16 protein-coding genes are annotated in these 24,551 nt (G+C 72.2%); 9 read left to right on the top strand and 7 right to left on the bottom strand.

What is annotated here, in order from left to right:
* Positions 1-41: 41 nt before the first annotated feature.
* Both ACIBI4_RS12740 and glpK read left to right on the top strand, forming a co-directional pair.
* Positions 42-770 carry an MIP/aquaporin family protein gene (locus ACIBI4_RS12740; protein WP_399203746.1) on the top strand — a complete coding sequence of 243 codons (729 nt, stop codon included), beginning with the start codon at positions 42-44 and terminating at the stop codon, positions 768-770.
* A gap of 131 nt (positions 771-901) precedes the next feature.
* Complete coding sequence (gene glpK, locus ACIBI4_RS12735) at positions 902-2,416, top strand: glycerol kinase GlpK (RefSeq protein WP_399203744.1); 1,515 nt, start codon at positions 902-904, stop codon at positions 2,414-2,416.
* Between the two features lie 114 nt (positions 2,417-2,530).
* Here glpK and ACIBI4_RS12730 read toward each other — a convergent pair whose 3' ends face one another.
* From ACIBI4_RS12730 to ACIBI4_RS12710, 5 genes are all read right to left on the bottom strand, one after another.
* On the bottom strand, positions 2,531-3,136 hold the full coding sequence (locus ACIBI4_RS12730; RefSeq protein WP_399203742.1) for a GTP-binding protein: 606 nt from the start codon (positions 3,134-3,136) through the stop codon (positions 2,531-2,533).
* A gap of 179 nt (positions 3,137-3,315) precedes the next feature.
* Entirely contained in the window at positions 3,316-6,915 is a 3,600-nt protein-coding gene (locus tag ACIBI4_RS12725; protein WP_399203741.1) for a hydantoinase B/oxoprolinase family protein, read from the bottom strand.
* Between the two features lie 64 nt (positions 6,916-6,979).
* Entirely contained in the window at positions 6,980-7,375 is a 396-nt protein-coding gene (locus ACIBI4_RS12720; protein WP_399203739.1) for a DUF742 domain-containing protein, read from the bottom strand.
* Between the two features lie 9 nt (positions 7,376-7,384).
* Positions 7,385-7,825: a roadblock/LC7 domain-containing protein gene (locus ACIBI4_RS12715; RefSeq protein ID WP_399203738.1), complete on the bottom strand. Its 441-nt coding sequence runs from the start codon at positions 7,823-7,825 to the stop codon at positions 7,385-7,387.
* The gene (locus ACIBI4_RS12710; protein ID WP_399203737.1) at positions 7,822-10,701 is read right to left on the bottom strand and encodes a nitrate- and nitrite sensing domain-containing protein; all 2,880 of its coding nucleotides are present in this window, start codon (positions 10,699-10,701) and stop codon (positions 7,822-7,824) included. Before ACIBI4_RS12710 ends, ACIBI4_RS12715 begins: the two co-directional genes overlap by 4 nt.
* Before the next feature lie 466 nt (positions 10,702-11,167).
* Here ACIBI4_RS12710 and ACIBI4_RS12705 point away from each other — a divergent pair, with 466 nt between their 5' ends.
* Entirely contained in the window at positions 11,168-11,617 is a 450-nt protein-coding gene (locus ACIBI4_RS12705) for a hypothetical protein (protein ID WP_399203736.1), read from the top strand.
* Positions 11,618-11,696: 79 nt separating this feature from the next.
* On the opposite strand, the gene ACIBI4_RS12700 is transcribed toward ACIBI4_RS12705, so the two are convergent.
* Positions 11,697-12,017 carry a bifunctional 3-phenylpropionate/cinnamic acid dioxygenase ferredoxin subunit gene (locus ACIBI4_RS12700; protein WP_399203735.1) on the bottom strand — a complete coding sequence of 107 codons (321 nt, stop codon included), beginning with the start codon at positions 12,015-12,017 and terminating at the stop codon, positions 11,697-11,699.
* A gap of 319 nt (positions 12,018-12,336) precedes the next feature.
* Between ACIBI4_RS12700 and ACIBI4_RS12695 the strand changes: the two genes are divergently transcribed.
* From ACIBI4_RS12695 to ACIBI4_RS12670, 6 genes are all read left to right on the top strand, one after another.
* Positions 12,337-13,080, top strand: coding sequence for an IclR family transcriptional regulator (locus tag ACIBI4_RS12695; protein WP_399203734.1), 744 nt, complete (start codon positions 12,337-12,339; stop codon positions 13,078-13,080).
* A 182-nt stretch (positions 13,081-13,262) separates the two neighbouring features.
* Positions 13,263-14,348: an S-(hydroxymethyl)mycothiol dehydrogenase gene (locus ACIBI4_RS12690; protein ID WP_399203733.1), complete on the top strand. Its 1,086-nt coding sequence runs from the start codon at positions 13,263-13,265 to the stop codon at positions 14,346-14,348.
* Complete coding sequence (locus tag ACIBI4_RS12685; protein WP_399203731.1) at positions 14,348-14,974, top strand: MBL fold metallo-hydrolase; 627 nt, start codon at positions 14,348-14,350, stop codon at positions 14,972-14,974. The genes ACIBI4_RS12690 and ACIBI4_RS12685 overlap by 1 nt, the downstream gene beginning before the upstream one ends.
* Before the next feature lie 95 nt (positions 14,975-15,069).
* Positions 15,070-17,463 carry an FAD-dependent oxidoreductase gene (locus tag ACIBI4_RS12680; protein ID WP_399203730.1) on the top strand — a complete coding sequence of 798 codons (2,394 nt, stop codon included), beginning with the start codon at positions 15,070-15,072 and terminating at the stop codon, positions 17,461-17,463.
* A 10-nt stretch (positions 17,464-17,473) separates the two neighbouring features.
* Positions 17,474-18,631, top strand: a complete 1,158-nt coding sequence (gene solA, locus ACIBI4_RS12675; RefSeq protein WP_399203729.1) for an N-methyl-L-tryptophan oxidase — start codon at positions 17,474-17,476, stop codon at positions 18,629-18,631.
* 15 nt (positions 18,632-18,646) lie between these two features.
* The gene (locus tag ACIBI4_RS12670) at positions 18,647-19,762 is read left to right on the top strand and encodes an aromatic ring-hydroxylating dioxygenase subunit alpha (protein WP_399203728.1); all 1,116 of its coding nucleotides are present in this window, start codon (positions 18,647-18,649) and stop codon (positions 19,760-19,762) included.
* Between the two features lie 38 nt (positions 19,763-19,800).
* Here the strand turns inward: ACIBI4_RS12670 and ACIBI4_RS12665 are convergent, their stop codons facing one another.
* A complete protein-coding gene (locus ACIBI4_RS12665; RefSeq protein ID WP_399203727.1) occupies positions 19,801-24,513 on the bottom strand; it encodes a hypothetical protein in 4,713 nt (1,570 codons plus the stop codon).
* Between the last annotated feature and the right edge of the window lie 38 nt (positions 24,514-24,551).

The following is a 24,551-nucleotide window of genomic DNA, read 5'->3' as shown; positions in this document are numbered from 1 at the left end:
ACCGGGGCGCCAGGCCCCGGGTTAGGGCCAAGGGAGCCGCCATGTATTCGAATGGGGACGTCTTCGTCGGTGAGATCATCGGCACCGCGATCCTGATTCTGTTCGGCGCCGGTGTGTGCGCCGCCGTCACGCTCAACCACTCCAAGGCGAAGGCCGCGGGATGGGTCGTCATCGCCTTCGGGTGGGGCTTCGGGGTTATGGCGGGCGCGTACACGTCCGCGCCGCTGTCCGGAGGACACCTCAACCCCGCGGTGACGCTGGGTATCGCGATCGACACCGGTGACTGGGACCAGGTCCACCTGTACGTGCTGGGACAGATGATCGGCGCGATTCTCGGCGCCGTGCTGTGCTGGCTTGTCTACTACGCACAGTTCCAGGCCAACGCGGACGAGAAGAACGCCCAGCCCACGCTCGGCATCTTCTCCACCGCCCCCGAGATCCGTAACCCGGTGGCCAACATGGTCACCGAAATCATCGCAACCATCGGTCTGGTGCTGCCGATCCTCGCCTTCGGCATGACGAAGGGCCTCGGCGAGTCCGGCACGGGCATCCTGATCGTCTCCTTCCTGGTCGTCGGCATCGGCCTCTCCCTCGGTGGCCCCACGGGCTACGCCATCAACCCCGCCCGCGACCTGGGCCCCCGGATCGCCCACCACTTCCTGCCGATCCCCAACAAGGGCGGCTCCGACTGGAGCTACTCCTGGGTGCCGGTGGCCGGCCCGCTGATCGGCGGTCTGCTGTCGGGGCTCATCTTCAACGTGGCCTTCTGAGCCGCCGTCGGCCGGGAGAGCCCGCGTGGCTCCCCGGCCGACGCCGCTCCCCCGGCCACCTCCTGACGCAGCATCAGGGCAGCTCGCCGCGGAGGCGAGGCTGCCGAGCAGCCATCTGACAAGGGGAACCCATGCCGGATCCTAAGTACGTGGCAGCGATCGACCAGGGCACCACCTCAAGCCGCTGCATCATCTTCGACCAGGACGGCGCGATCGTCGCCGTCGACCAGCGTGAACACCGCCAGATCTTCCCGAAGCCCGGCTGGGTGGAGCACGACGCGACGGAGATCTGGTCCAAGGTGCAGGCCGTCGTGGCCGGCGCCCTCGCCAAGGCCGGTCTGCGCGCGAGTGATCTGAGCGCGCTCGGCATCACCAACCAGCGCGAGACGACGGTCCTGTGGGACCGCGCCACGGGCAAGCCCGTGCACAACGCGATCGTGTGGCAGGACACCCGTACCTCCGCGCTGTGCAACGAACTCGGCGGCACGGACGGCCAGGACCGCTTCCGCGACGCCACCGGTCTGCCGCTCGCCAGCTACTTCTCCGGGCCCAAGGCGGCCTGGCTGCTCGACAACGTGCCGGGCCTCAGGGCCCGCGCCGAGCGCGGCGAGATCGCCTTCGGCACGATCGACTCGTGGCTGATCTGGAACCTCACGGGCGGCACGGACGGCGGGGTGCACGTCACCGACGTCACGAACGCCGGCCGCACCATGCTGATGAACCTGGAGACCCTGCAGTGGGACGCGTCGATCCTGTCGGCGATGAACGTCCCCGAGGCCGTGCTCCCGGAGATCAGGTCCTCGGCCGAGGTGTACGGCAGGGCGGTCGGGCAGCTCGCCGGGGTGCCCGTCGCGTCCGCGCTCGGCGACCAGCAGGCGGCCATCTTCGGACAGGCCTGCTACGACACGGGTACGGCGAAGAACACGTACGGCACGGGCAGCTTCCTGCTCCTCAACACCGGTAACCGGCCGGTGCCTTCGAAGAACGGGCTGCTCACCACCATGGGCTACCAGATCGGCGGCGAGGCGCCGGTCTACTGCCTGGAGGGCTCGATCGCGATCACCGGCGCGCTCGTGCAGTGGCTGCGCGACCAGCTCGGGATCATCCGCAGCGCGGACGAGATCGAGGCGCTCGCGGCGAGCGTGGACGACAACGGCGGCGCGTACATCGTGCCCGCGTTCTCGGGTCTGTTCGCGCCGTACTGGCGCTCGGACGCCCGCGGTGTCATCACCGGTCTGACGCGGTACGTCACCAAGGCGCACCTGGCCCGCGCGGTCCTGGAGGCGACCAGCTGGCAGACCCGCGAGGTCGTGGACGCGATGTACCAGGACTCGGGCGTCAACATCACGACGCTCAAGGTCGACGGCGGCATGACCAAGAACAACCTCCTGATGCAGCACCAGGCGGATGTGCTCGGTGTGCCCGTCGTACGCCCGAGGGTCTCGGAGACGACCTGTCTGGGCGCGGCCTACGCGGCCGGTCTGGCGACCGGGGTGTGGAACGACCTGGACGAGCTCAAGGCGCACTGGCAGAAGGACGCCGAGTGGACGCCGAAGATGGCCGCCGAGGCGCGCGAGAAGGAGTACCACAACTGGCGCAAGGCCGTGGAGCGCAGCTTCGGCTGGCATGAGGACGGCGAAGGCTGAGGAGAACGGCGAAGGCTGAGACCGGCGGGTCTCTTCGAACGGCGGCTCGCACCCCTGTCGGCGGGGGTGCGGGCCGTCGGCCTGTACGGGCGCGTCTCGTTGCGCCCCAGTACGTCAGGTCGCGGCGGGCTCGCGGGCCTGGGAGGCCTTCGTCATGGCGTGCTCGACCAGGCTGATGAGGACGGTCTTGGCGGATTCGCGCTTGCGGGCGTCGCAGAGCACGACCGGGACCTCCTCATCAAGGTCGAGGGCCTGGCGGACCATGTCCGCGGGGTAACGCGTGGCGCCCTCGAAGCAGTTGACGGCCATCATGAACGGTATGCCGCGCCGCTCGAAGTAGTCGACGGCCGCGAAGCAGTCCTCCAGGCGCCGGGTGTCGGCGAGGACCACGGCGCCGAGCGCGCCCTGTGCCAGCTCGTCCCAGAGGAACCAGAAGCGGTCCTGGCCGGGGGTGCCGAAGAGATAGAGCACCAGGTCCTCGCGGAGCGTGATGCGTCCGAAGTCCATGGCCACGGTGGTGGTGACCTTGCGCTCGACACCCTGCAGATCGTCGATCGGACGGCCGGCCTCGCTGAGCAGCTCCTCGGTGCGCAGCGGACGGATCTCGCTGACGGCCCCGACGAGCGTCGTCTTGCCCACGCCGAAGCCGCCGGCCACGAGGATCTTGAGGGTGACCGGTTCGACCGGGGGCTGTCGCTGCCCTGTTCGCCCGAGGGACATCTTCTCCACTCCTGATCGCCGCCGTGGCCGGAACGACCTTTGCGGACAAGGGAGTTCCGTACCCCAGACTCTATCGGCGACGGACGCCGGGTTCACCGCGGGTGGGTGATCCTGTCCGCAACGGTTACACCGGCGATCGGTTCGCGGACGGTTACCGGCCGTTCGGCGGCCGGGAGCGGTCACGATGTCGTCTTGTCGACGATTCCGTAGCCACCGCCGCCCGGGGTTTCCACGATCAGTACGTCACCGGGCGCGAGATCGGCCGAGTCGCTTCCGGCGAGGTTCTCCACGGTGCCGTCGGCGCGCTCCACACGGTTCGCACCGAGCGCTCCGGGCGCGCCGCCCGCCATGCCGTACGGGGGAACGCGGCGGTGACCCGAGAGCGTGGAGACGGTCATCGCCTCGCGGAAGCGGATCCGGCGCAGCGCCCCGTCGCCGCCGCGCCACCGTCCCTCGCCCCCGCTCCCCTGCCGTACGGAGAACTCCTCCAGGAGCACGGGCAGGCGCCATTCGAGGATCTCGGGGTCGGTGAGACGCGAGTTGGTCATGTGCGTCTGGACGACACCGGCGCCGTCGAAGCCGTCGCCCGCGCCGGAACCGGAGGCCACGGTCTCGTAGTACTGGTGGCGCTCGTTGCCGAACGTCACGTTGTTCATCGTCCCCGAGCCCTCGGCCTGCACGCCGAGCGCCGCGTACAGCGCGCCCGTGATCGCCTGCGAGGTCTCGACGTTGCCCGCGACGACCGCGGCGGGCGGGCGCGGCGCGAGCATCGAGCCCTCGGGGACGATGATCCGCAGCGGGCGCAGACAGCCGTCGTTGAGCGGGATGTCGTCGGCCACCAGGGTGCGGAACACGTACAGGACGGCGGCGTTCACGACGGCGTACGGGGCGTTGAAGTTTCCCGTGAGCTGGGGCGAGGTGCCGGTGAAGTCGAGGGTGGCGGTGCGCTGTTCGCGGTCCACGCGCACGGCGACGCGGATCGTGGCGCCCAGGTCCGTCTCGTAGGCGTACGCGCCGTCGTCGAGGGTGGCGATGACCCGGCGGACGGCGTCCTCGGCGTTGTCCTGGACGTGCCGCATATAGGCCTGGACGACGTCGAGCCCGAAGTCCTCGATCATCTGCGTGACCTCCTCGACGCCCTTGGCGTTGGCGGCGATCTGGGCGCGCAGGTCGGCGAGGTTGGTGGCCGGATTGCGGGACGGGTGCGGGGCCTTGGTGAGCAGGTCGAGGGTCTCCTGCTCGCGGAAGCGGCCGTCCTGGGCGAGCAGCCAGTTGTCGAAGAGGATGCCCTCCTCGTCGATGGTGCGGCTGTGGGCGGGCATCGAGCCGGGGGCGATGCCGCCGATCTCCGCGTGGTGGCCGCGCGAGGCCACGTAGAAGAGCAGTTCGTCGTGGTCTCCGCCGAAGACGGGGGTGATGACCGTGACGTCCGGCAGGTGGGTGCCGCCGTGGTACGGGTCGTTGACCGCGTATGCGTCGCCGGGGCGCATCGCGGGGCCTCGGCGGCGGATCACCTCCTTGACCGAGGTGCCCATCGAGCCCAGGTGGACGGGGATGTGCGGGGCGTTGGCGACGAGGTTGCCGTCCGGGTCGAAGAGCGCGCAGGAGAAGTCGAGGCGCTCCTTGATGTTGACCGACTGGGCGGTGGATTCGAGGCGGGCGCCCATCTGCTCGGCGATGGACATGAAGAGGTTGTTGAAGACTTCGAGCAGGACGGGGTCGGCGGAGGTGTCCGCCGTGAAGCCCTCGCTCTCGGCCGTGCGGCGCATGACGAGGTGCCCGTCCTCGCCGAGCGCGGCCTCCCAGCCTTCGTCCACGACAGTGGTGGCGCCGGCCTCGGTGATGATCGCGGGCCCGGTCACAGGGCTGCCGCCGCCGAGTTCCTCGCGGCGGTGCAAGGGGACGTCGCGCCAGGCGCCCGCGGTGTGCAGGCGCACCTGCTGCGGTGTGCCGGTGCCGGCCGGTGCGAGGCCGCGCAGGTCGGGGGCGTCGGTCAGGCCGGTCGCCTCGACGGAGAGCGCCTCGACGACGAGGGGTCGCTGCAGCGTGAAGGAGTACGTGGCCCGGTGCCGTGCCTCGAACTCCTCGCGCATCGCGTCGGGTTCGGCGAGGGCGACCGTCAGCGCGGTGTCGGTGCCGTCGTAGCGGAGCTGGGCGCGGCAGGTGACGCGGATGCGGTCCGCGGGCACGCCCTCGGCGCTCAGCTCACCGCGTGCGGCCGTCTCCAGCGCGCCCGCCGTCTCCCGTACGCGTTCCATCGCCGCGTCGTCGAGGGGCGCCTCCAGGGACTGCTCGCGCATCGCCGTCGTATCGGCGAGGCCGATGCCGAGGGCGGACAGGACGCCGGCCATCGGCGGGACGAGGACGGTGCGGATGCCGAGCGAGTCGGCGACTGCGCAGGCGTGCTGGCCGCCCGCGCCGCCGAACGTCGTCAGTGCGTAGCGCGTGACGTCGTGGCCCTGCTGGACGGAGATCCGTTTCACGGCGCCCGCGATGTTGTTCACGGCGATCCGCAGATAGCCCTCGGCGACCTGCTCGGGGGTGCGCTCGTCGCCGGTCCGTTCGCGGATGCGGGCGGCGAGCTCGGTGAAGCGTTCCCGTACGAGCCCGGCATCCAGCGGCTGGTCGCCGTCCGGGCCGAACACCCGCGGGAAATGTGCGGGCGGGATGCGGCCGAGCATCACGTTGGCGTCGGTGACGGTGAGCGGGCCGCCGCGCCGGTAGCAGGCAGGGCCCGGATCGGCGCCCGCCGAGTCGGGGCCCACGCGGTAGCGGCTGCCGTCGAAGTGCAGGACCGAGCCGCCGCCGGCGGCGACCGTGTGGATGTCGAGCATGGGCGCGCGCAGCCGGACCCCCGCGATCTGCGTGGTGAAGACCCGCTCGTACGCGCCCGCGTAGTGCGAGACATCGGTGGAGGTGCCGCCCATGTCGAAGCCGATCACCCGCCGGAAGCCCGCGAGTTCGGACATCCGGGCCATGCCGACGATCCCGCCGGCGGGTCCGGAGAGGATCGCGTCCTTGCCGCGGAAGTGGCCGGCCTCGGTGAGGCCGCCGTTGGACTGCATGAACAGCAGCCGCACGCCCGGGAGTTGGTCGGCGACCTGCTGGACGTAGCGGCGCAGGACCGGCGAGAGGTACGCGTCCACGACGGCGGTGTCGCCGCGCGGTACGAGCTTCATCAGCGGGCTGACCTCACTGGAGAGCGAGATCTGCGGGAAGCCGATACGGCGGGCCAGCTCGCCGATGGCCTGTTCGTGCGCGGGGTGCAGATGGCTGTGCAGGCTGACGACGGCGACCGCGTGGATGCCGTCCTCGTACGCCGCACGCAACGGCCCTTCGAGGGAGGCCAGGTCGGGCGGGGTGAGGACGGTGCCGTCGGCGGTCAGGCGCTCGTCGGCCTCGATGACGCGCTCGTACAGGAGCTCAGGCAGGACGATCTCGCGGGCGAAGATGCGCGGCCGGTTCTGGTAGGCGATGCGCAGCGCGTCGCGGAAACCCTTGGTGATGACGAGGACGGTGCGGGCGCCCTTGCGTTCGAGGAGGGCGTTGGTGGCGACGGTGGTGCCCATGCGCACCGTGTCGACGGCGGTCAGATCGCCCTCGGCGCCCAGGAGTTCGCGGATGCCCGCGACCGCGGGGTCGGCGTAGCGGTCCGGATTCTCCGAGAGGAGCTTGTGGCTGACGAGGCTGCCGTCGGGGCGGCGGGCGACGACATCGGTGAAGGTGCCGCCGCGGTCGACCCAGAACTGCCAGCCGGGACCGTGCGCCTCGTCTGCCACGTGGGTCTCCTCCGCGGGATCGCTGCCGCGGTCCGGGCCCGTACGACCGAGACGTCCGTACGGGTCAGAGCGCGCGCAGTCCGGTGATCACGTCTCGGAGAATACTCTCGTCCGGCAGCTCGGCCGGGGGTACGGGCCGGGTGACATGGACCAGTTCGTCCTCCACGAGGTCACCTATCAGGACCCGTACGACACCGATCGGCAGATCCAGCGAGGAGGCCAGCTCCGCCACGGATTGCGGGGCCTCCTGGCAGAGCTGGATGATGTCGACGTGCTCGGGCGAAAGGGTCTGGTCCGCCTCGGCGTCGTCGGCGTGCGGCTCGGGGACCACCAGGGCGATCAGGTCGAGGCGGTGCCGCGCCGCGCCGGCGGTGCGGCCCCGCGTCATCGCGTAGGGGCGCACCACCGGACCGGCGTCGTCGTCGTACCAGTGCGGGTTCGCGCTGCCGTCGTCGCTCATGCCCTCCTACTACCCTCCCGTGGGCGCATCGGTGCGCGGCGCTGTGCCCAGATGCACGCCGACCCGCTTCACCAGGAGGGTCATCTCGTAGGCGACCTGGCCGACGTCGGAGTCCGCGTCGGACAGCACCGCGAGCGCGCTGCCGTCACCGGCGGCGGTCACGAACAGGAACGCGTCGTCCAGCTCCACCACGGTCTGGCGGACCCGCCCGGCCTCGAAGTGCCGGCCCACGCCCTTGGCGAGACTGTGGAAGCCGGAGGCGACGGCGGCGAGGTGCTCGCTGTCCTCGCGGGTGAGGTTCTGCGAGACGCCGGTCGGCAGGCCGTCGCTGGAGAGCACGAGCGCCTTGTGGATGCTGGCGACCCGGTCGACCAGATCGTCAAGGAGCCAGTTCAGCTCGCCGGACGAACGGAAGCCTGCGTGCTGCGCTCCGGTCCTCGGTGTGGTCATCGGCCGTTCCCCTCGGGTGTGGTGCTGGGTGCGGCGTCTTCGACCGCGGGCGGTTCGTCCGCCGGGGCCGCGGCCCCGGCGGTGTGCTGATCGGCCGGATCCGGGACGGTGCGGTCCGGGCGGCCCGGGTCTGGTGCGTCCTGTGCTTGCGACGCCAGGTGTACGAAGGCGGGGGCCTCGTCGCGTTCGGGTGCCGGGTCCGGGACAAGCACGGGGGTCTCGTCCAGCTCGCCCGTCTCCACGCGGCCGCGCTGCCAGCCGCGCTGGAGGGAGGCCATCCGGCTGCGCACCTCGTCGGCGTCGCGGTCGGCGGCGGGTGCGGCGGGCTCGGTGCGCGGGGTGGAGCCGGTCTTCAACTGCGGTGCGAGGCTGGCCTGGCGGACGCGGCGCGGCAGGATCTGCGTCGGGGTGTCGACGCCGCGCGCACGGCGCTCGTCCGCGGGCTCGGCCGTCGAGGGCTCGGCGGGCCGGCTCCCGTCGCTGTCGGCGGACCGGCTCCCGTTGCCGCGGGACGCGGGCTGCTCGGCGTCGGAGGGTGCGGACTCCGGCGCCTCGGGCCGGTCGGTGAGCGTGCGGCCGTGCGAGCTGACCAGCTTGGGCGTACGACGCCGGGGCAGCGGCACCAGACCGTCCACGCCACGGGGGCCGGGGCCCTCGGGCCGTACCGCTTCCCCGCCGGGCTCACGGGCCTGTTGGTGCTGCACGCCGTTCGCGTCGCTGAGGTGGCGGCGCGGGCGGAACAGGCCGCCGCGCTCGCTGTCCTCGTCGTCCAGGTCGAGTGCGCCGCCCAGCACGCCGCGGGAGGGACGGTTCTCCAGGTCCTCCAGGCCCAGCGGGGCCTCCAGCTCCACCGGTCCGTCGAGCAGCCCGTCGTCCAACGGGGTCGGCGGCAGCGGCAGTTGGGCGAGGCGCGCCTTGCGGTCGGCGTCGCGCTCCATGGCCTCCAGGTCGACCCGCAGACCCGCGCCGTCGGTGTCCGACGGCTCGGTGAGCAGCGCCTCCGGCATGAAGACGACCGCGGTGGTGCCGCCGTACGGTGACTTGGCCAGCGATACCCGTACGCCTTGGCGCTGGGCGAGACGGCTGACCACGAACAGGCCCAGGCGGTCGGTGTCCGACAGTTCGAACTCGGGTGTCTCGGCGAGCCGGAGGTTCGCCTCGAGCAGCGCGTCCGCCGTCATGCCGAGACCTCGGTCGTGGATCTCCAGGGTGAAGCCGCTGCCCACGCGTTCGCCGACGACCTGCACGGCGGTGTGCGGCGGCGAGAACACCGTGGCGTTCTCCAGGAGTTCGGCGATCAGGTGCGTGAGGTCGGCGACGGCCGCGCCCTGGGCGGCGATCCGCGGCAGCCGGCGAACCTCGATGCGCTCGTAGTCCTCGACCTCGGCGACGGCGGCGCGGACCACGTCCATCAGCTGCACCGGCTTGCGCCACTGCCGTGAGGGCGCGGCGCCGGAGAGGATCACCAGGCCTTCCGCGTGGCGGCGCATACGGGTCGTGAGGTGGTCGAGGCGGAACAGGTCCTCGAGTTCCTCGGTGTCCTCGGTCCTGCGCTCCATGGTGTCGAGCAGGGTGAGCTGCTTGTGCAGCAGGACCTGGCTGCGGCGGGCGAGGTTGACGAACACCTCGGAGACGCCGCGGCGCATCGCGGCCTGCTTCACGGCGGCGTCGACGGCCGCGCGCTGCAGGGTGTTGAGGGCCTGGCCGACCTGGCCCATCTCGTCCTTGTCGTGCTCCAGGAGCGGCGCCTCGGTCGCGGCGTCCACGGCCTCGCCGGCGGCGAGGCGGCGCAGCACGCCCGGCAGCCGCACGCCGGCGGCGTCGTGGGCGTCATCGCGCAGATGCGTCAGGTCGCGGACGAGTCCGCGGCCGATGCGGATCGACATGACGACGGCGAAGACGAGGGCGAGCAGACCGAAGAAGCCGACCAGGACCGCCTTGACGAGGACGCCGATGGCGACCGGTTCGACCCGCTCCTTGTAGCGGTCGCCCGCGGACTTGGTGAGGTCGCCGACGTCGTCGAGCGCCCGGCCCGCCGCGGCGTCCCAGGTCTGTGCGTTCAGGGCGCGCGGACCCGGGCGGGTGTCGCCTGCGGCGACCACGGCCTTCTCGGCGTCGAGGAGCGGTGACGCGGAGGCACTGTCCCAGAAGCGCTCGAAGCGCGCCTGCTCCTCCTCCGGCAGCGACTCGAGACCGCTCTCGTAGTGGATCTGGCGCTGCGCGAGCAGTGCGGCGGCCTGGTGCCAGGCGTCCTTGTCGTAGCTGTTCGCGCGCAGCGCCCCGGCCATCACCGCGTCCTCGCGGGACAGCAGTTCGCGGCCGCGGGCCAGGACGATCAGGGAGCGGGCCTGACGGTCCATCTCCAGGTTGTCCATGGCGTGCGTGGCCATCAGGAAGTTGAAGCAGGGGTCGATCAGACGCGTGTACTGGCTGAGCGCGCCCGCACGGCTCGTCTGCCCGTCGTCGACGGAGCGCCGCAGCGAGTCGAGCGTGTCGAACGCCTCGATGATCGCGTCGAGCCGGTGGATGGAGCCGTCGTCCATGACGTCACGGACGTCCTCGTCATCGGACGCGGAGCGGATGCGCTCCACCATCTTGTCGGTGACGGACCGCTTGTCGTCCAGCTTGTCGCGGTCCTGTGCGTTGCCCCGGTCCGCGAGGTGGACCAGGGTCTGGCGGCGTTCTTCCTGGATGACCCGGATCGTGTCGTCCAGGGGGTAGCCGATCTCGTCCACGATGGTGGCCACATCGAGGAGTTGCACCGCTTCCCGGCCCGTGATGTACGTGCCGTATCCCCAGACGACGGTCAGCGACAGCAGCGGCACCAGGAGCAACGCCACGATCTTCCGGCGGATGGACTTCCCGCGAAAGCGCATGGCCTCCCCCATAACGGCCCCCAGGCAGGAGGCGCGACGTCAGAAACGGCGCGAGCCTACTACTGCCACTCGAACAACTCGAAGGGGTGTCCGACACCCATTCACCTTCGACTCACGGCGGGCCGTACCGAGTTGTCCGGCCTTACCGCCACATCGGCACCCGAACCGTGTCCGACACCACCCGTCAACTTCTCGCCACAACGGACTTGCTCTTGGCCGGAATTACTCGGTCACGAGGCGGTCGCCGAACGCGGGCCCGGTTTCCGCCGGGAGTCTTCCGGGCGGTTCACCGGGAATCTTCCGGGTGGCTCATTCGTCCTAGAATTCAGAGCGAGGGGGCACACGTGCAGGACGATGCTCCGCGGCACAGCGGAGTGAACCGGGTCAAAACCGGGCAGCCACCGAGGAGTCGGACCCGGCGAGGAGCGGTTGCGTCCGGCTGTGGGGAACGGGGAGTGACGTACTGATGGGGACGGCTGAGCGTCGGCGGGCGGGTCGCGAGCTGTGGGTCGAGGATCCGGTGGGCAAGCGCCGGCTGCCCGATCCGGTGCGCACCGCTGCGGTGCGGGCCGTGATTCTGGTGTCGCTGACGATGATCTCGACGATGGTGGCGTTCTTCTGCACCGTCGCCGGATCGTCCCTGGCCTTCCCGATGGTCCTCGGGAGCGTGGGCGGCACCGTGGTGTCGACGTGGGGGGTCCTTGACGTCTGGGTCACGCGCCAGGTCTGGAATCAGCGCAACGGCGTCGTGTCCACACCGCGCAGCACCGCGCGCCGGCTGCGCAAGGAGCGCCGCCAGGCCCGCAAGCAGGCGCGACGCACCGGACGGCAGCCGGCTCGGGCGCGGCCAGGTGAGCACCGTCCCGGGTCCACACGGCCCGAGACGCAGGGGGATGTCGCGGGTGTGCGGGTGTGAGGACGAGCTTGCGGGTGTGAGGCGGGGCTTGCGCGTATGAGGCCGTGAGTTCCGGGGGGCTCCCGGGGCTCACCGGCGCTCAGGCCACGCCTTCGTGTTCGGCCGGTGGTTCCACATGGATCACACCGTCGATCACGACCACGCGGTGCGTACGGACGGGGCGGCGCGCCGGCAGACAGGTGGGCTCACCGGTCCGCAGGTCGAACGAGGCGGCGTGCAGCGGGCATTCGACGCGGCAGTCCTCGATCCAGCCGTCGGACAGCGAGGCGTCCTGGTGTGTACAGGTGTCGTCGAGCGCGAAGAGCTCGCCGTCGCTGTGGAACACGGCGATCGGTGGTGCGGTGTCGATTCGGACGGCGTCGCCGTCGGGGAGGTCGTCGACGTGGCAGACGGGAATCATCAGCCCCCCTCGGTGCGTAACGGGTGCGGTGGACGGGTGGTACCGCGTGTACGACCCTTCGGTAACATCGTGTTGCGCACGGCGCGTTGAAGCGCGCTCTGCGCAACAGAATCCGCGCGGGAAGCGCGTCACGTCAAGCACTTCCCGCAGAAGCGGCCGGCACCGGCCGCCCGGGGGTGACCAGCGAGCGATGGGCAGCAGGCGGGACCGACCCACAGGCGAAGGTGCGGACGCGAACCCGCGCGAGGATTCGGCCAGGCGTACCCGTACGGAAAAGGCGGCGAAGGCCGTCAAGTCGGCGCGGTCGCAAGCGAGTTCGGTGCAGTCCGTGGAGCGCGCCGTGAGCGTCCTGGAGATCCTCGCCGTGCAGGGCGAGGCGGGCGTCTCGGAGATCGCGGACGCGCTCGACGTGCACCGCTCGACGGCGTTCCGGCTGCTCGGCGTCCTGGAGAACCGAGGTCTCGTCGCCCAGACCCAGGACCGCGGCAAGTACTTCCTCGGCGCGGGCGTGCTGCGCCTGGCGGGCGCGGCGGCCGTACGGCTCGACATCTCGCAGGAAGGCGCGCCGCTCTGCCGCGAACTCGCGGACGAGCTGGGCGAGACGGTCAACATCGCGGTCCTCGACGAGGACGCGGCCGTGAACATCATGCAGGCCCGCGGCTCGGCCTCGGTCACGGCGCAGAACTGGCTGGGCCGCCGCACCCCGCTGCACGCCACGTCCAGCGGCAAGGTGCTCCTCGCCCACCAGCCGCACACGCTGCGCGAGGGTCTGCTCGCCCGGACGCTGCCGCGGTTCACGGACCGTACGGTGACGGGCACGGTCGCGCTCCGCGACGAGCTGCGGACGATCGAGGAGCGCGGATTCGCGCTGGCGATGGAGGAGCTGGAGATCGGTCTGACCGCGGTGGCGGCGCCGGTCCGCGCCCACGACGGCAAGGTCATCGGGGCGCTGAGCATCTCGGGCCCGGTGTACCGGCTGACCGAGACACGGCTGCGCGAGCTGGCCGGACGCGCCGTGGACCGGGCGGACGAGCTGTCGCGGCGGATGGGGTGTGCGCTGTAGACGGCGCCGGGACACGGGCGGCCACCGCGCCTTCGGCACAGCGACCCGGCCGCCGCAAGCGGCCCTCCGGCCAACTCCCCGTGCGTCCGTCGGCGTTGCCCTCTTGACGGTTTCCTCACGCGGTTCCCAGTATGTCTCTCATCGCGCAACACTCCGTGCAGAGCGCAACAGGTGGGTGAGTCATGTCGTACGAGGTCCGTGCCGTCGTCGCCATGAAAGCCGGTGCGCCGGTCGAAGTGCAGACGATCAGGGTGCCCGACCCGGGGCCCGGCGAGGTCCTGGTGTCCGTGCAGGCCTGCGGGGTCTGCCACACCGATCTGCACTACCGCGAGGGTGCGATCAACGACGAGTTCCCGTTCCTGCTCGGTCATGAGGCGGCGGGGACCATCGACGCGGTCGGCGACGGCGTCACCGATCTCGCCCCCGGCGACTACGTGGTGCTCGCCTGGCGTGCGCCGTGCGGCAGTTGCCGCTCGTGCCGCCGCGGCCGCCCGTGGTACTGCTTCGATTCACGCAACGCCACACAACCGATGACGCTGCTCGACGGCACTCCGCTCAGCCCGGCCCTGGGCATCGGTGCTTTCGCCGAGAAGACCCTGGTCGCCGCCGGTCAGGCCGTGAAGATCGACCCTGCGGCGCGGCCCGAGGCGGCCGGTCTGATCGGCTGCGGCATCATGGCCGGCTACGGCGCCGCGGTGAACACGGGCGGGGTCACGCGCGGCGACACCGTCGCGGTGATCGGCTGCGGCGGCGTCGGCAGCGCGGCCGTCGCCGGTGCCGCGCTCGCGGGCGCCCGCCGGGTGATCGCGGTCGACCTCGACGACCGCAAGCTGGACGGCGCGACCCGCTTCGGCGCCACGCACACCGTCAACGCGAGGGGCACGGACCCCGTCGAGGCGGTCCGTGAACTCACCGACGGCTTCGGCGTCGATGTCGCCATCGACGCGGTCGGCCGCCCCGAAACCTTCCGGCAGGCGTTCTACATGCGCGATCACGCCGGGACCGTCGTCCAGGTGGGCGTCCCCGAGCCGGACATGAAGCTGGAACTGCCGCTGATCGACGTGTTCTCACGCGGCGGCGCGGTCAAGTCGTCCTGGTACGGCGACTGTCTGCCCACGCGCGACTTCCCCATCCTCATCGACCAGTTCCTCTCCGGGAAGCTCGATCTGAACGGATTCGTCTCCGAGACCATCGCCCTGGAACAGGTCGAGGCGGCGTTCACGAAGATGCACCGCGGCGAGGTGCTGCGCTCGGTGGTGGTTCTCTGATGACCGCGAACGGTCCGGTGCGCACCGAGCGGGTCGTCACGTCGGGGACGTTCAGCCTCGACGGGGAGACCTTCGACGTCGACAACAACGTCTGGCTGATCGGCGACGACGCCGAGGTCCTGATCGTCGACGCCGCGCATGACGCCGCGGCCGTGGCGTCGGCGGCCGGCGGGCGCCGGGTCACCGCGATCGTCTGCACCCACGGCCACGACGACCACATCGGCGCGGCCGCCGAACTCGCCGGTCTGACGGGCGCACCGGTCCTGCTGCACCCTGCCGACCGCGAGCTGTGGTCGGCGGTGCACCCGGACCGCAAGCCGGACGGCGACCTCGGCGACGGACTGGTGCTCGACGTGGCGGGCGTCTCGGTCCGCGTGGTGCACACGCCCGGGCACACCTGGGGCAGCTGCTCGCTCCATGTGCCGTTCCTGGACGCGGTGTTCACCGGGGACACGCTCTTCCACGGCGGTCCCGGCGCGACGGGCCGCTCGTACTCGCACCGCCCGACGATCGAGTCGTCGATACGGGAGCGGCTGCTCGTGCTCCCGGCCGGCACCGTCGTCCATACCGGGCACGGCCCGGACACCACGATCGGCGCCGAGCGGGCGAACGTGCCGCACGCGTAGCCGCACGCCGCTCACCACGCGCCACGTACGTCCGCAAGAGCCCGGTCACGCACCACCGCTCCGACACAGCCCACCGCTCCCACGCGAGGAGGGTCATGTCCGGCACGCTTCGCACGCCACGCAAAGTGATCATCATCGGTGCCGGCATCGTCGGCTGCTCCCTCGCAGACGAGCTCACGGCCCGCGGCGGCCACGACGTCACGGTTCTCGACCAGGGCCCACTCCCGGCCGCGGGCGGCTCCACCTCGCACGCGCCCGGCCTGGTCTTCCGGATCAACCCGTCGAGGACGATGACCGCGCTCGCCTCGTACACCGTCGAGAAGTTCACCGAGCTCGGCGCGTTCGACGCGGTCGGCGGTCTGGAGCTGGCCACGACGCCCGGCCGCTGGGCCGATCTCCACCGCCGCGCCGGTCTCGCCGCCTCGTGGGGCGTACGGGCCGAGCTGATCGGACCGGCCCGGTGCGCGGAGCTATGGCCGATGCTCGACGAATCCGCCCTGTGCGGCGGCCTGTTCACCCCCGACGACGGACTCGCCCGCGCCGTGGACGCCTGCTCGGCCCAGATCATGAGGGCGACCGCACGCGGTGCGCGCTTCCTCGGCCGTCACACGGTGACCGGCATCGACAGGGCGGACGGCCGGGTCACGGGAGTCGTCACGGACCGCGGCACGTTCCCCGCCGATCTGGTGGTGTCGGCCGCCGGATTCTGGGGGCCACTCATCGGACGGCTCGCAGGTGTCGACGTACCGCTGCTGCCGCTCGCGCACCAGTACGTGACGACGGATCCCTGCGGGGCTCCGCCGGACGCCCCGATCCTGCGGCACCAGGGCCGTGATCTGTACTTCCGCACGCACGGCGACCGCCTCGGCGTGGGCTCGTACGCCCATCGCCCGCTGCCCGTGGATCCGGCCGCGCTCCCCTCGTACGACGACGCCGAGATCATGCCGTCGTCGCTGGCCTTCACGCCCGAGGACTTCGCGCCGAGCTGGGAGGACTGCCGGGCGCTGATGCCGGGGCTGCGGGAGACCGAGGTCGCGGAGGGGTTCAACGGGGTGTTCTCCTTCACGCCCGACGGGTTCCCGGTGCTCGGTGAGAGTCCGCGCCTGGCCGGGTTCTGGCTGGCCGAGGCGGTCTGGGTGACGCACTCGGCCGGGGTGGCCCGGGCGGTTGCGGAGTGGATGACCACCGGGCATCCGGGCCTCGACCTGCACGAGTGCGAGGTGAGCCGCTTCGAGGACGCCCAGCGCTCCCCCGCGTACATCGCCGAGCGCGGCGCGCAGCAGTTCGTCGAGGTGTACGACGTGGTGCATCCCCTGCAGCCGTTGGAGCAGCCTCGGCCGCTGCGCGTGAGCCCCTTTCACGCCCGGCAGTCGGAGCTCGGCGCGTACTGCCTGGAGGGCGGCGGCTGGGAGCGTCCGCACTGGTACGAGGCGAACGCCCCATGGGTCGAGGAGGTGCCGCCGCGTGATGCGTGGTCGGCGCGGTACTGGTCGCCGATCGCGGCGGCCGAGGCGCGGGTCACGCGCGAGAAGGTCGCGCTGTACGACATGACGCCGCTGCGCCGGCTTGAGGTGGCGGGTCCGGGTTCACTGGAATTCCTGCAGCGGATGACGACCAACAACCTCGCCAAGCGGCCGGGTGCGGTGACGTACACGCTGCTGCTCGATGAGCGAGGGGGCATACGGTCCGATCTCACCGTGGCCCGGCTCGCGCCCGAACGCTTCCAGATCGGCGCCAACTCCCCGGCCGACCTGGAGTGGCTGACCCGGCACGCGCCGGACGGTGTGACGCTGCGGGACATCACCGCGGGCACCTGCTGCATCGGCGTCTGGGGTCCGCTCGCCCGTGAGCTGGTGCAGCCGCTGACCCGCGACGACTTCTCGCACGAGGCCTTCGGCTACTTCCGCGCGAAGGAGACGTACATCGGCCATGTGCCGGTCACCGCCCTGCGGCTGAGCTATGTCGGCGAGCTGGGCTGGGAGCTGTACACCACCGCCGACCTGGGGCTGCGGCTCTGGGACACGCTGTGGGAGGCCGGGCAGGGGCTCGGGGTGATCGCGGCGGGGCGCTCTGCGTTCAACAGCCTGCGGCTGGAGAAGGGGTACCGGGCCTGGGGTCAGGACATGACGTGCGAGCACGATCCGTTCGAGGCGGGCCTCGGCTTCGCCGTGCGGATGGACCGGGAGTTCATGGGGCGCGCGGCGCTCGACCCGCGGCGGCCGCTCACCCGGTCGCTCACCGCGCTCACCCTCGACGACCCGTCCGCCGTCGTCCTCGGCAAGGAGCCGGTGCGGGTCGACGGCGCCGTGGCGGGCTATGTGACCAGCGCGTCGTACGGCTACACGCTGGGCCGCTGTGTCGCGTACGCGTGGCTGCCGCCGCTGCCCGCCGGAACCGGGGTGCAGATCGAGTACTTCGGCGAGAAGGTGCCCGCGACGGTCCGCGAGGAGCCGCTGTTCGACCCGGAGATGAGCCGGATCCGCCGCTGAGGAGGCCTGGGTGTCCCGCACGTATGACGTGATCGTTCTCGGACTCGGCGGCATGGGCAGCTCCGCCGTCTGGCATCTCGCCGAGCGCGGGGTCCGGGTGCTCGGCCTGGAGAAGTTCGGCCCGGCGCACAACCGGGGCTCCAGCCACGGCGGTTCACGCATCACCCGGCAGTCGTACTTCGAGGGCGCCGAATACGTACCGCTGCTGCTGCGCGCGTACGAGCTCTACGAGCGGCTGGAACGCGACACCGGTCTCGGCATCGCCACACTCTGCGGCGGGCTGATGGCGGGGCGGCCCGACTGCCGAACGGTCGCAGGGTCGCTGGAGTCGGCGCGGACCTGGGATCTGCCGCACGAGCTCCTCGACGCCCGCGCGATCCGCCGCCGTTTCCCCACCCTCGCGCCACGCGACGACGAGGTCGCTCTGTACGAGGCGCGGGCGGGGCTGCTGCGGCCCGAGACGACGGTGACGGCGCAGCTCCGGCTGGCCGAACGCGCGGGCGCCGAGCTGCGCTTCGAGGAGCCTGTCACGCACTGGTCGGCAGAGGGCGGCGGCGTGCGCGTCGAGACCGCCCAAGGTGCCTACACCGCCGGTCAGTTGGTGATCTGTCCGGGCGCCTGGGCGCCGCAGATCCTCGCTCGGATGGGACTGCCGATCACCATCGAGCGGCAGATCATGTACTGGTTCCAGCCGACGGGCGGTACCGCGCCGTACGAGCCCGGGCGGCATCCCGTCTACATCTGGGAGGACGCGGCGGACGTCCAGATCTACGGCTTCCCGGCGATCGACGGCCCCGACGGCGGTGCCAAGGTCGCCTTCTTCCGCAAGAACGGCGCGCCCTGCACGCCCGAGACCATCGACCGCACGGTGTACGAGCACGAGATCGACGCGATGGCCGCCCAGGCGCGCCGCCATCTGCCGACGCTGCCGGGCAAGTTCCTGCGCGCGGCCACCTGTATGTACTCCACGACGGACGATGAGCACTTCGTGCTCGCCCGGCACCCGGACCATCCGGACGCGGTGACCGTGGCCTGCGGATTCTCCGGGCACGGCTTCAAGTTCGTGCCCGTCGTCGGCGAGATCCTGGCCGATCTCGCGCTGCGGGGTGCGACCGAGCACCCCATCTCACTTTTCGACCCGCGACGGTTCACGCCGCCGCCCGTGTGAGAGGCACCACCGCCCATGACGACCGCGCCCGCCTCCAGCCTGCACGCGACCCTGCCCGGGTCCTACTACACCGATCCGCAGGTCTTCCTGCGCGAACAGGAGCACGTCCTCGAATCGCTGTGGATGTGCGCCGTCCGCTCGGCCGATCTGCCGCGCCCCGGTGCGTACCGGACCGTCCGCATCGGCCGGGAATCCGTCCTCGTCACGCGCAACCGGCACGGCGCGCTGCGGGCGTTCCTCAACGTGTGCCGGCATCGCGGCGCCCGGCTGTGCACCGAGGAGTCGGGGCAGGTGCGGCGCAACCTCCAATGCCCGTACCACGCCTGGACGTACGACCTCGACGGCAAACTTGTCGCGGCGCCGAACCTGTCGAAGATGCCGGACGTCGGGCGGGACGCCTACGGTCTGCGTCCCGTGGCCCTGCGTGAGTGGCTGGGCTACGCGTGGGTGTGTCTCGCCGACGACCCGCCGTCCTTCGAGGACTCGGTGATCGGCGCCGCCACCGAACGGCTCGGCGACGCGGCAGCCGTCGAGCGCTACCGGGTGCACGAGCTGACGCTCGGCCGCCGGATCACCTATGACGTGGCGGCCAACTGGAAGCTGATCGTCGAGAACTTCATGGAGTGCTACCACTGCGCCACGATCCACCCCGAACTCACCGAGGTCCTGCCCGAGTTCGCGGACGGGCTCGCGGCGCAGTACTTCGTCGGGCACGGCGCGCGGTTCGGCGAGGAGGTGAAGGGCTTCACGGTCGACGGCAGCGCGGGCTTCGCGCGGCTGTCAGGGCTCGCGGAGGAGCAGGACCGGCGCTACTACGCGGTCACCGTGCGGCCCACGGTGTTCCTGAACCTCGTGCCCGACCATGTGATCCTGCACCGGATGTACCCGCTGTCCGTGGACCGCACGGTCGTCGAGTGCGACTGGCTGTACGCACCCGAGGTGGTGGCGTCGGGTGCGGACGTGAGCGCTTCCGTCGAACTCTTCCACCGTGTGAACGCCCAGGACTTCGCGGCCTGTGAGCGCACCCAGCCGGCCATGAGCTCGAGGGCCTACCGGGACGGCGGGGTCCTGGTGCCCTCCGAGCATCACATCGGCGGCTTTCATGCGTGGGTGCGCTCGCTGGTCGGCTGAGGCGCCCGGCACGCCCCGCGCGCCCGAGGTCGTCCGGTTCAGCTCGTCGTCGTGGCCGGTTCCGCCGGGCGCTTGAACATCCGCGTGGCCGTGATCTCGCCGTGCACCGTCTCGCCCTGCGGGTCCTGCTGCGGAAGACCGGGCCGCAGATGCTCCTCGACGCTGATGTACTTCAGGCCCGCCCTCAGGTCCGCGTCGTTGCGCAGCCGGATGACCAGCGGGAACTCGGCCAGTGCGGTCGTGTCGAACAGGCCGGTCGTGTACAGGAGCTGGACGCCCAGCGCGTCGGAGACGGCGCGCTGCAACTCCAGGAGGTACGTGGCGTTGGCGCGGCCGATGGGGTTGTCCAGGAACAGCGTGCCGGCGTGCCGGTGCTTGTCGCGTCCCCGGTCGTTGCTGCGCAGCGCGGCCATCGTGCAATAGAGAGCGATGGCCGCGGTGAGCAGCTGGCCGCCGGAGAAGACATCGCCCATCTGCCCGACGGGCACACGCTCGGCGCGCAGCACCGCGTCCGGCTTGAGGATCTCGACGGCGATCCCGCGCGGCTGCAGCGCCGCCTGAACTCCCCTGAGCAGCAAGGACATTCCGTCCCTGCTCAGGTCGGAGTTCTTCCTGACGGCGGCCCGCGTCGCCTCGTCCACGACCTCGCCGAGCCGCTCGGTGAGCGTGGCCTGGTCGGGCTCCTCGAAGCGGATCCGCAGGAACTCCTGGCCGGACCACTCGCCGAGCCCTTCGGGCAGCTGCGAGAGGCGCTGCGCCGAGCGGAGCGTGGCGAGCGCCGACTCGACCAGACCGCGCAGCCGGTCGACGATACTGTCGCGGTTGCGCTCCAGCTGCGCCAGTTCGTCGGTGAGCACGCGCAGCCGGGGCGCGAACGCGTCGGCCCATTTCTTCGCGTGCTCGGGCAGTACGGCGGCGGGCAGTTCACGGATCTGCTGGCGCGCGGGGGTGCGCACCTGCTCGTAGCGCGTGGCGTTCGCATGCCGTACGAGGACATCGCTCGCCTCGCGTACGGCGGCCTCCGCGGCCGACAGGTCGGTGGCGCAGCCGCGCAGTGAACGGCGGGTCTCGCCCGCCGCGTGCCGGGCCTCTTCGAGGGTGCCGGGGTAGGGCTCGGGTTCGGCGTCGTCTTCGTCGGTGTGGTGGTCGCGCAGGAGGTCACGGAGCAGCGCGGCGGTCTCGTCGAAGCCGCCCGCTCCGTCCTCGGCGGCGCGGTGCGCGCCGAGGAGCTCGGCGTGGTGGTCGCGGGCGGTGGTCAACGCGTCAGTGCACGCCGCCAGTTCACCGGTCGCCGTGCGCAGCAGCGCCTGGGCCTGCTCGGCGTCCTTCGGGGTGCGGTCATCGGGCAGTTCGGTGTGCGCCGCGCCGTCCTCCGGCGCGTGCCGTTCGGCCTCTCCGCGCAGCCGTCCGAGCTGCTCACTGGCGCTGGACGCGCGGGTCTCCAGCATCTGCACCAGGGACTCGGCGCGGGCGGCGGCGGCCTGCCGCGAGGGCCCGTCGGCGCCGTCGGGTCCTTCGAGGAGCTGGGCTGCGCGGGTGCGGACCTTGTTGCTGAGCCGGTCGAGTTCGGCGAGCGCCGCGGACTCGTCGGACTCGGCGCGGGCCTGCTCGGCGCGCAGATCGGCGCCGACGCCGACCTTCTCGTACAGCTGCGACGCGGCACGGTAGGACTCGCGCAGGGCGGCGAGCGGCGCCTTGGGTGCCTCGGCGTCCAGGGGGACGTCATCGGGTGCGCCCGCGATCTCGGAGCGCTCGGCGCGCAGGGCACGCGCGGTGCGGCGGGCGTCGTCGGCGGCGCGCTGGGCGGCACGGCGGTCCTCGTCGGCGGCGCGGGCCCGGTCCAGGCAGCTCTGGGCCTTGGTCTCCGACTCGGCTGCCTCGTCGGCGAGTTCGCGCAGCTTGACCTGCCAGCCGGCCCTCTCGCGCAGCCGGAACGCCAGTCCGGCGAGTGCGTCGGCGGCCCGGCGGGCGCGCTGGGCGGCGTCCTGTTTCTCGTCGCGGACGCGCGCGGCGTCGGCCGCCGCCTCCTCGGCCTCGGCGCGTGCGGTGCGCGCCTCGCTCAGCTCGGCCTCCGCCTCCTCGGCGAAGGTGCGGGCGGCGGCCGCGGCCGTCTCCAGCTCGGCGAGCCGCCCGGTGGGGCAGCCCGCGCGCCAGGACGCGAGGCGGGCGGCCAGCTCGCGGTCCTTGCCGAGGCGGGCGGCGAGGGTCCTGATCTCCTCGTCACGCGAGCCGGCGCGGGCGCGCAGCGTCTGCCGCTCCTCGTCGGCGGCCTGCTCGTCGTGCATCGCCGGGTTCGGCGGTACGAGGAAGACGCCTTCCGCGCCCGGCGAGGCGGGCGGCGGAGCAAGCAGTGCGGCGGCGGTACCGACCGCGACGGCGGAGCGCGGCAACAGGGCCGCGGCGCCCAGGACTTCGCGGGCGCGGGCGTGCGTGTCCGGGTCGGTGATCACCACGCCGTCGACCAGCTCGGGCCGTGCGGCGAGCACACGGGCGTGGTCGGCGGGCGCGACGGCCTGCGCGAGGTAGCGCCAGCCGGGCAGGGCCGGGATGCCGTGCTCGCCGAGGTACTCGACGGTGGCCAGGACGTCGGGGCCGGGCGGCAGCAGCCCGCCGTCGCCGAGCGCGCCGAGGATCCGGGAGTCGTCGGCCGCGGCGGTGCGCAGCTCGAACAGCTGGCGCTCGGCGGCGGCCACCCCTGTGTCGAGCAGTTCCCGCAGGTCGTCGGCGTAGTTGTCCAGCTCTGGGGCGGAGAGCAGCGTGGTGTGGCCCTGGTCGACGGGGTCGCTCTGCCCGGTCTCGCCGTCGGCGCGCGGCCCGGGGACTCCCCCTCGTCCGCCGTCGGCCGTCCGGTCGCTCCCGGGCGCCTCACCGGCCGCGCCGGATTCCTCCGCCTCGTGTCCGCGCCCCGCGGGCAGCCCGAGCAGCTCGCCGAGCCGCTCCTCTGCGGCCAGCGCTCCGGCGGCGCGCAGTTCGCTCTCGTACGCGTTGCCCGCCGCCTGGGCCGCGTCCGCCGCGCGGGCCGCGGTCAGTTCGGCGCGGGCCTCGGCGGAGGCGGCCTCCTTGGCCTGGTCGCCGGTCGTGCGGGCCGCCTCGCGGGCGGTGTCCCAGGCGGCGACGGCGCTCTTCTCGGCGTCGCTCGCGGCGAGCGCGGCCCGTGCGGGATCGGCGTCGGGCGCCGAGTCGTCGAGCCAGCCGGCCCGTACGGCCTCGGCGGTCTCCTGCTCGACCTCGCCGAGGCGCTGCCGCAGATGTCCGATCTCGCTGCGGGCGCGCTGGGCGTCCGTGGCGGCGACGGTCGCGGCGCGGTGCGCCGCCTCGCCGGCCTCCTGGAGCCCGGCTGAGCGCTCCTCCTCCTCGTTCGCGAGGTGTTCGGCGCCTTCCGCGGCGGTGTGCAGCGCGCGGACGAGGTCGGCGGCGGCCTTGGCGCGGGCGGCGAGCGCGGGCGCGGCATCGCGCTCGGCCTCGCGGATCGCGACGGCGACGCGGGCCGAACGGTCGGCGGCGGCGCGGGAGCGCAGTACGGCCTCGGCGGCCTGCCACGCGGAGTGCAGGGTCCGGGCGTCGGCCAGCTCGCGCTTCTGCGCGGCGGCGGCCTTCTCGGCGGCGGAGAGCGCCAACGAGGCGTGCCGGTACGACAGTTCGGCCGCGATCAGGGCGCTCGCGCCGCGCCTGCCCTCGGCCTCGGTGACCGCGTGCGCGGCGGTGGTGACCTCCTGGGCCAGCTCGGCGGCGCGGGCCCGCTCCTGCAGCGCCCGCGCGGAGAGCCGGCGGGCGAGCGTACGGGTGCGGCGCTCCGCGCCCGCGTGCACCTCGCGGGCGCGGGCGCGGGTCCCGGTGGCTTCGGTGATGCGGCCGAGGACGTCGACGGAACCTGCCGTGAAGTCGCGTTCGGCGATCAGTTCGGCGCGCCGCCCCAGCTTGTTGCCGAAGCCGCTGACCAGGTCCGCGAGGCCGTCCGTGTCCCGGGTGTCGGTGACCGCGCGCAGCAGCAGATCGGTGAAGTCGGAGTCCTTCTTGACCGCGAAGAGACCGGCGGCCTCACCCTCGTCCGCGTTCATCTCCCGCTGGTAGCGGAAGAGTTCGGGGTCGAGGCCGAGATCGCCCAGATGCTCGTTCCAGCGGTCGTGGATCTCCTCCCAGTGCACTTCGAGATGCGGATACGCCTTGCCCGCCTCGGTCAGCGCATCACGGAAGCCCTTCATCGTGCGCCGCCGCCCCTGCGCGCCCGAGGCGCCCTCGGCGACGGGCCGTACGGCAGTGGACTCGGCGACCGGGAGGTTGTCGAGGCTGAGGCCGGGTCCTGGCCGGAACGAGTACCAGGCCTCGGCGAACTTCCGCGGGTCGTTGGAGACCTGGCGGCCGCGCCACTCGCTGACCTTGCCGACGACCACGCACTCGCCGGTCAGGGTGTGCTGCCACTCCAGGGCCACATGCCCGCAGTCGTCGGCGAGCAGGAACTTGCGCAGCACACCGGAGCTGGCGCCGCCGAGGGTGTTGCGGTGGCCCGGCAGCATCACCGAGAAGATCAGCTTGAGCAGGACGGACTTCCCGCCGCCGTTCTCCAGGAAGAGCACACCGGCCGGTGCCGGGCGCAGCGGCGGCCCGGTCGGCTCCTCCGCGAAGAACTCCGCCTGCTGCGGCGCGGGATCGGGCACGGGCGCGCCCACACCGCGCAGGTCAAGGACCGTGTCGGCATAGCGCGCACCGGCGGGACCGATGGAGTAGAGGCGGACCCGGGACAGCTCGTACATGGCGGACTCTCGTGAGCGTGGGCAGGTGGGCGGGTGGT

Origin of the sequence: Streptomyces sp. NPDC050418 (genome assembly GCF_044458745.1) — a bacterium.
Classification (GTDB): domain Bacteria; phylum Actinomycetota; class Actinomycetes; order Streptomycetales; family Streptomycetaceae; genus Streptomyces.
The sequence above is the reverse complement of the archived record's forward strand: the minus strand, read 5'-3'. Positions and strand labels throughout refer to the sequence as shown.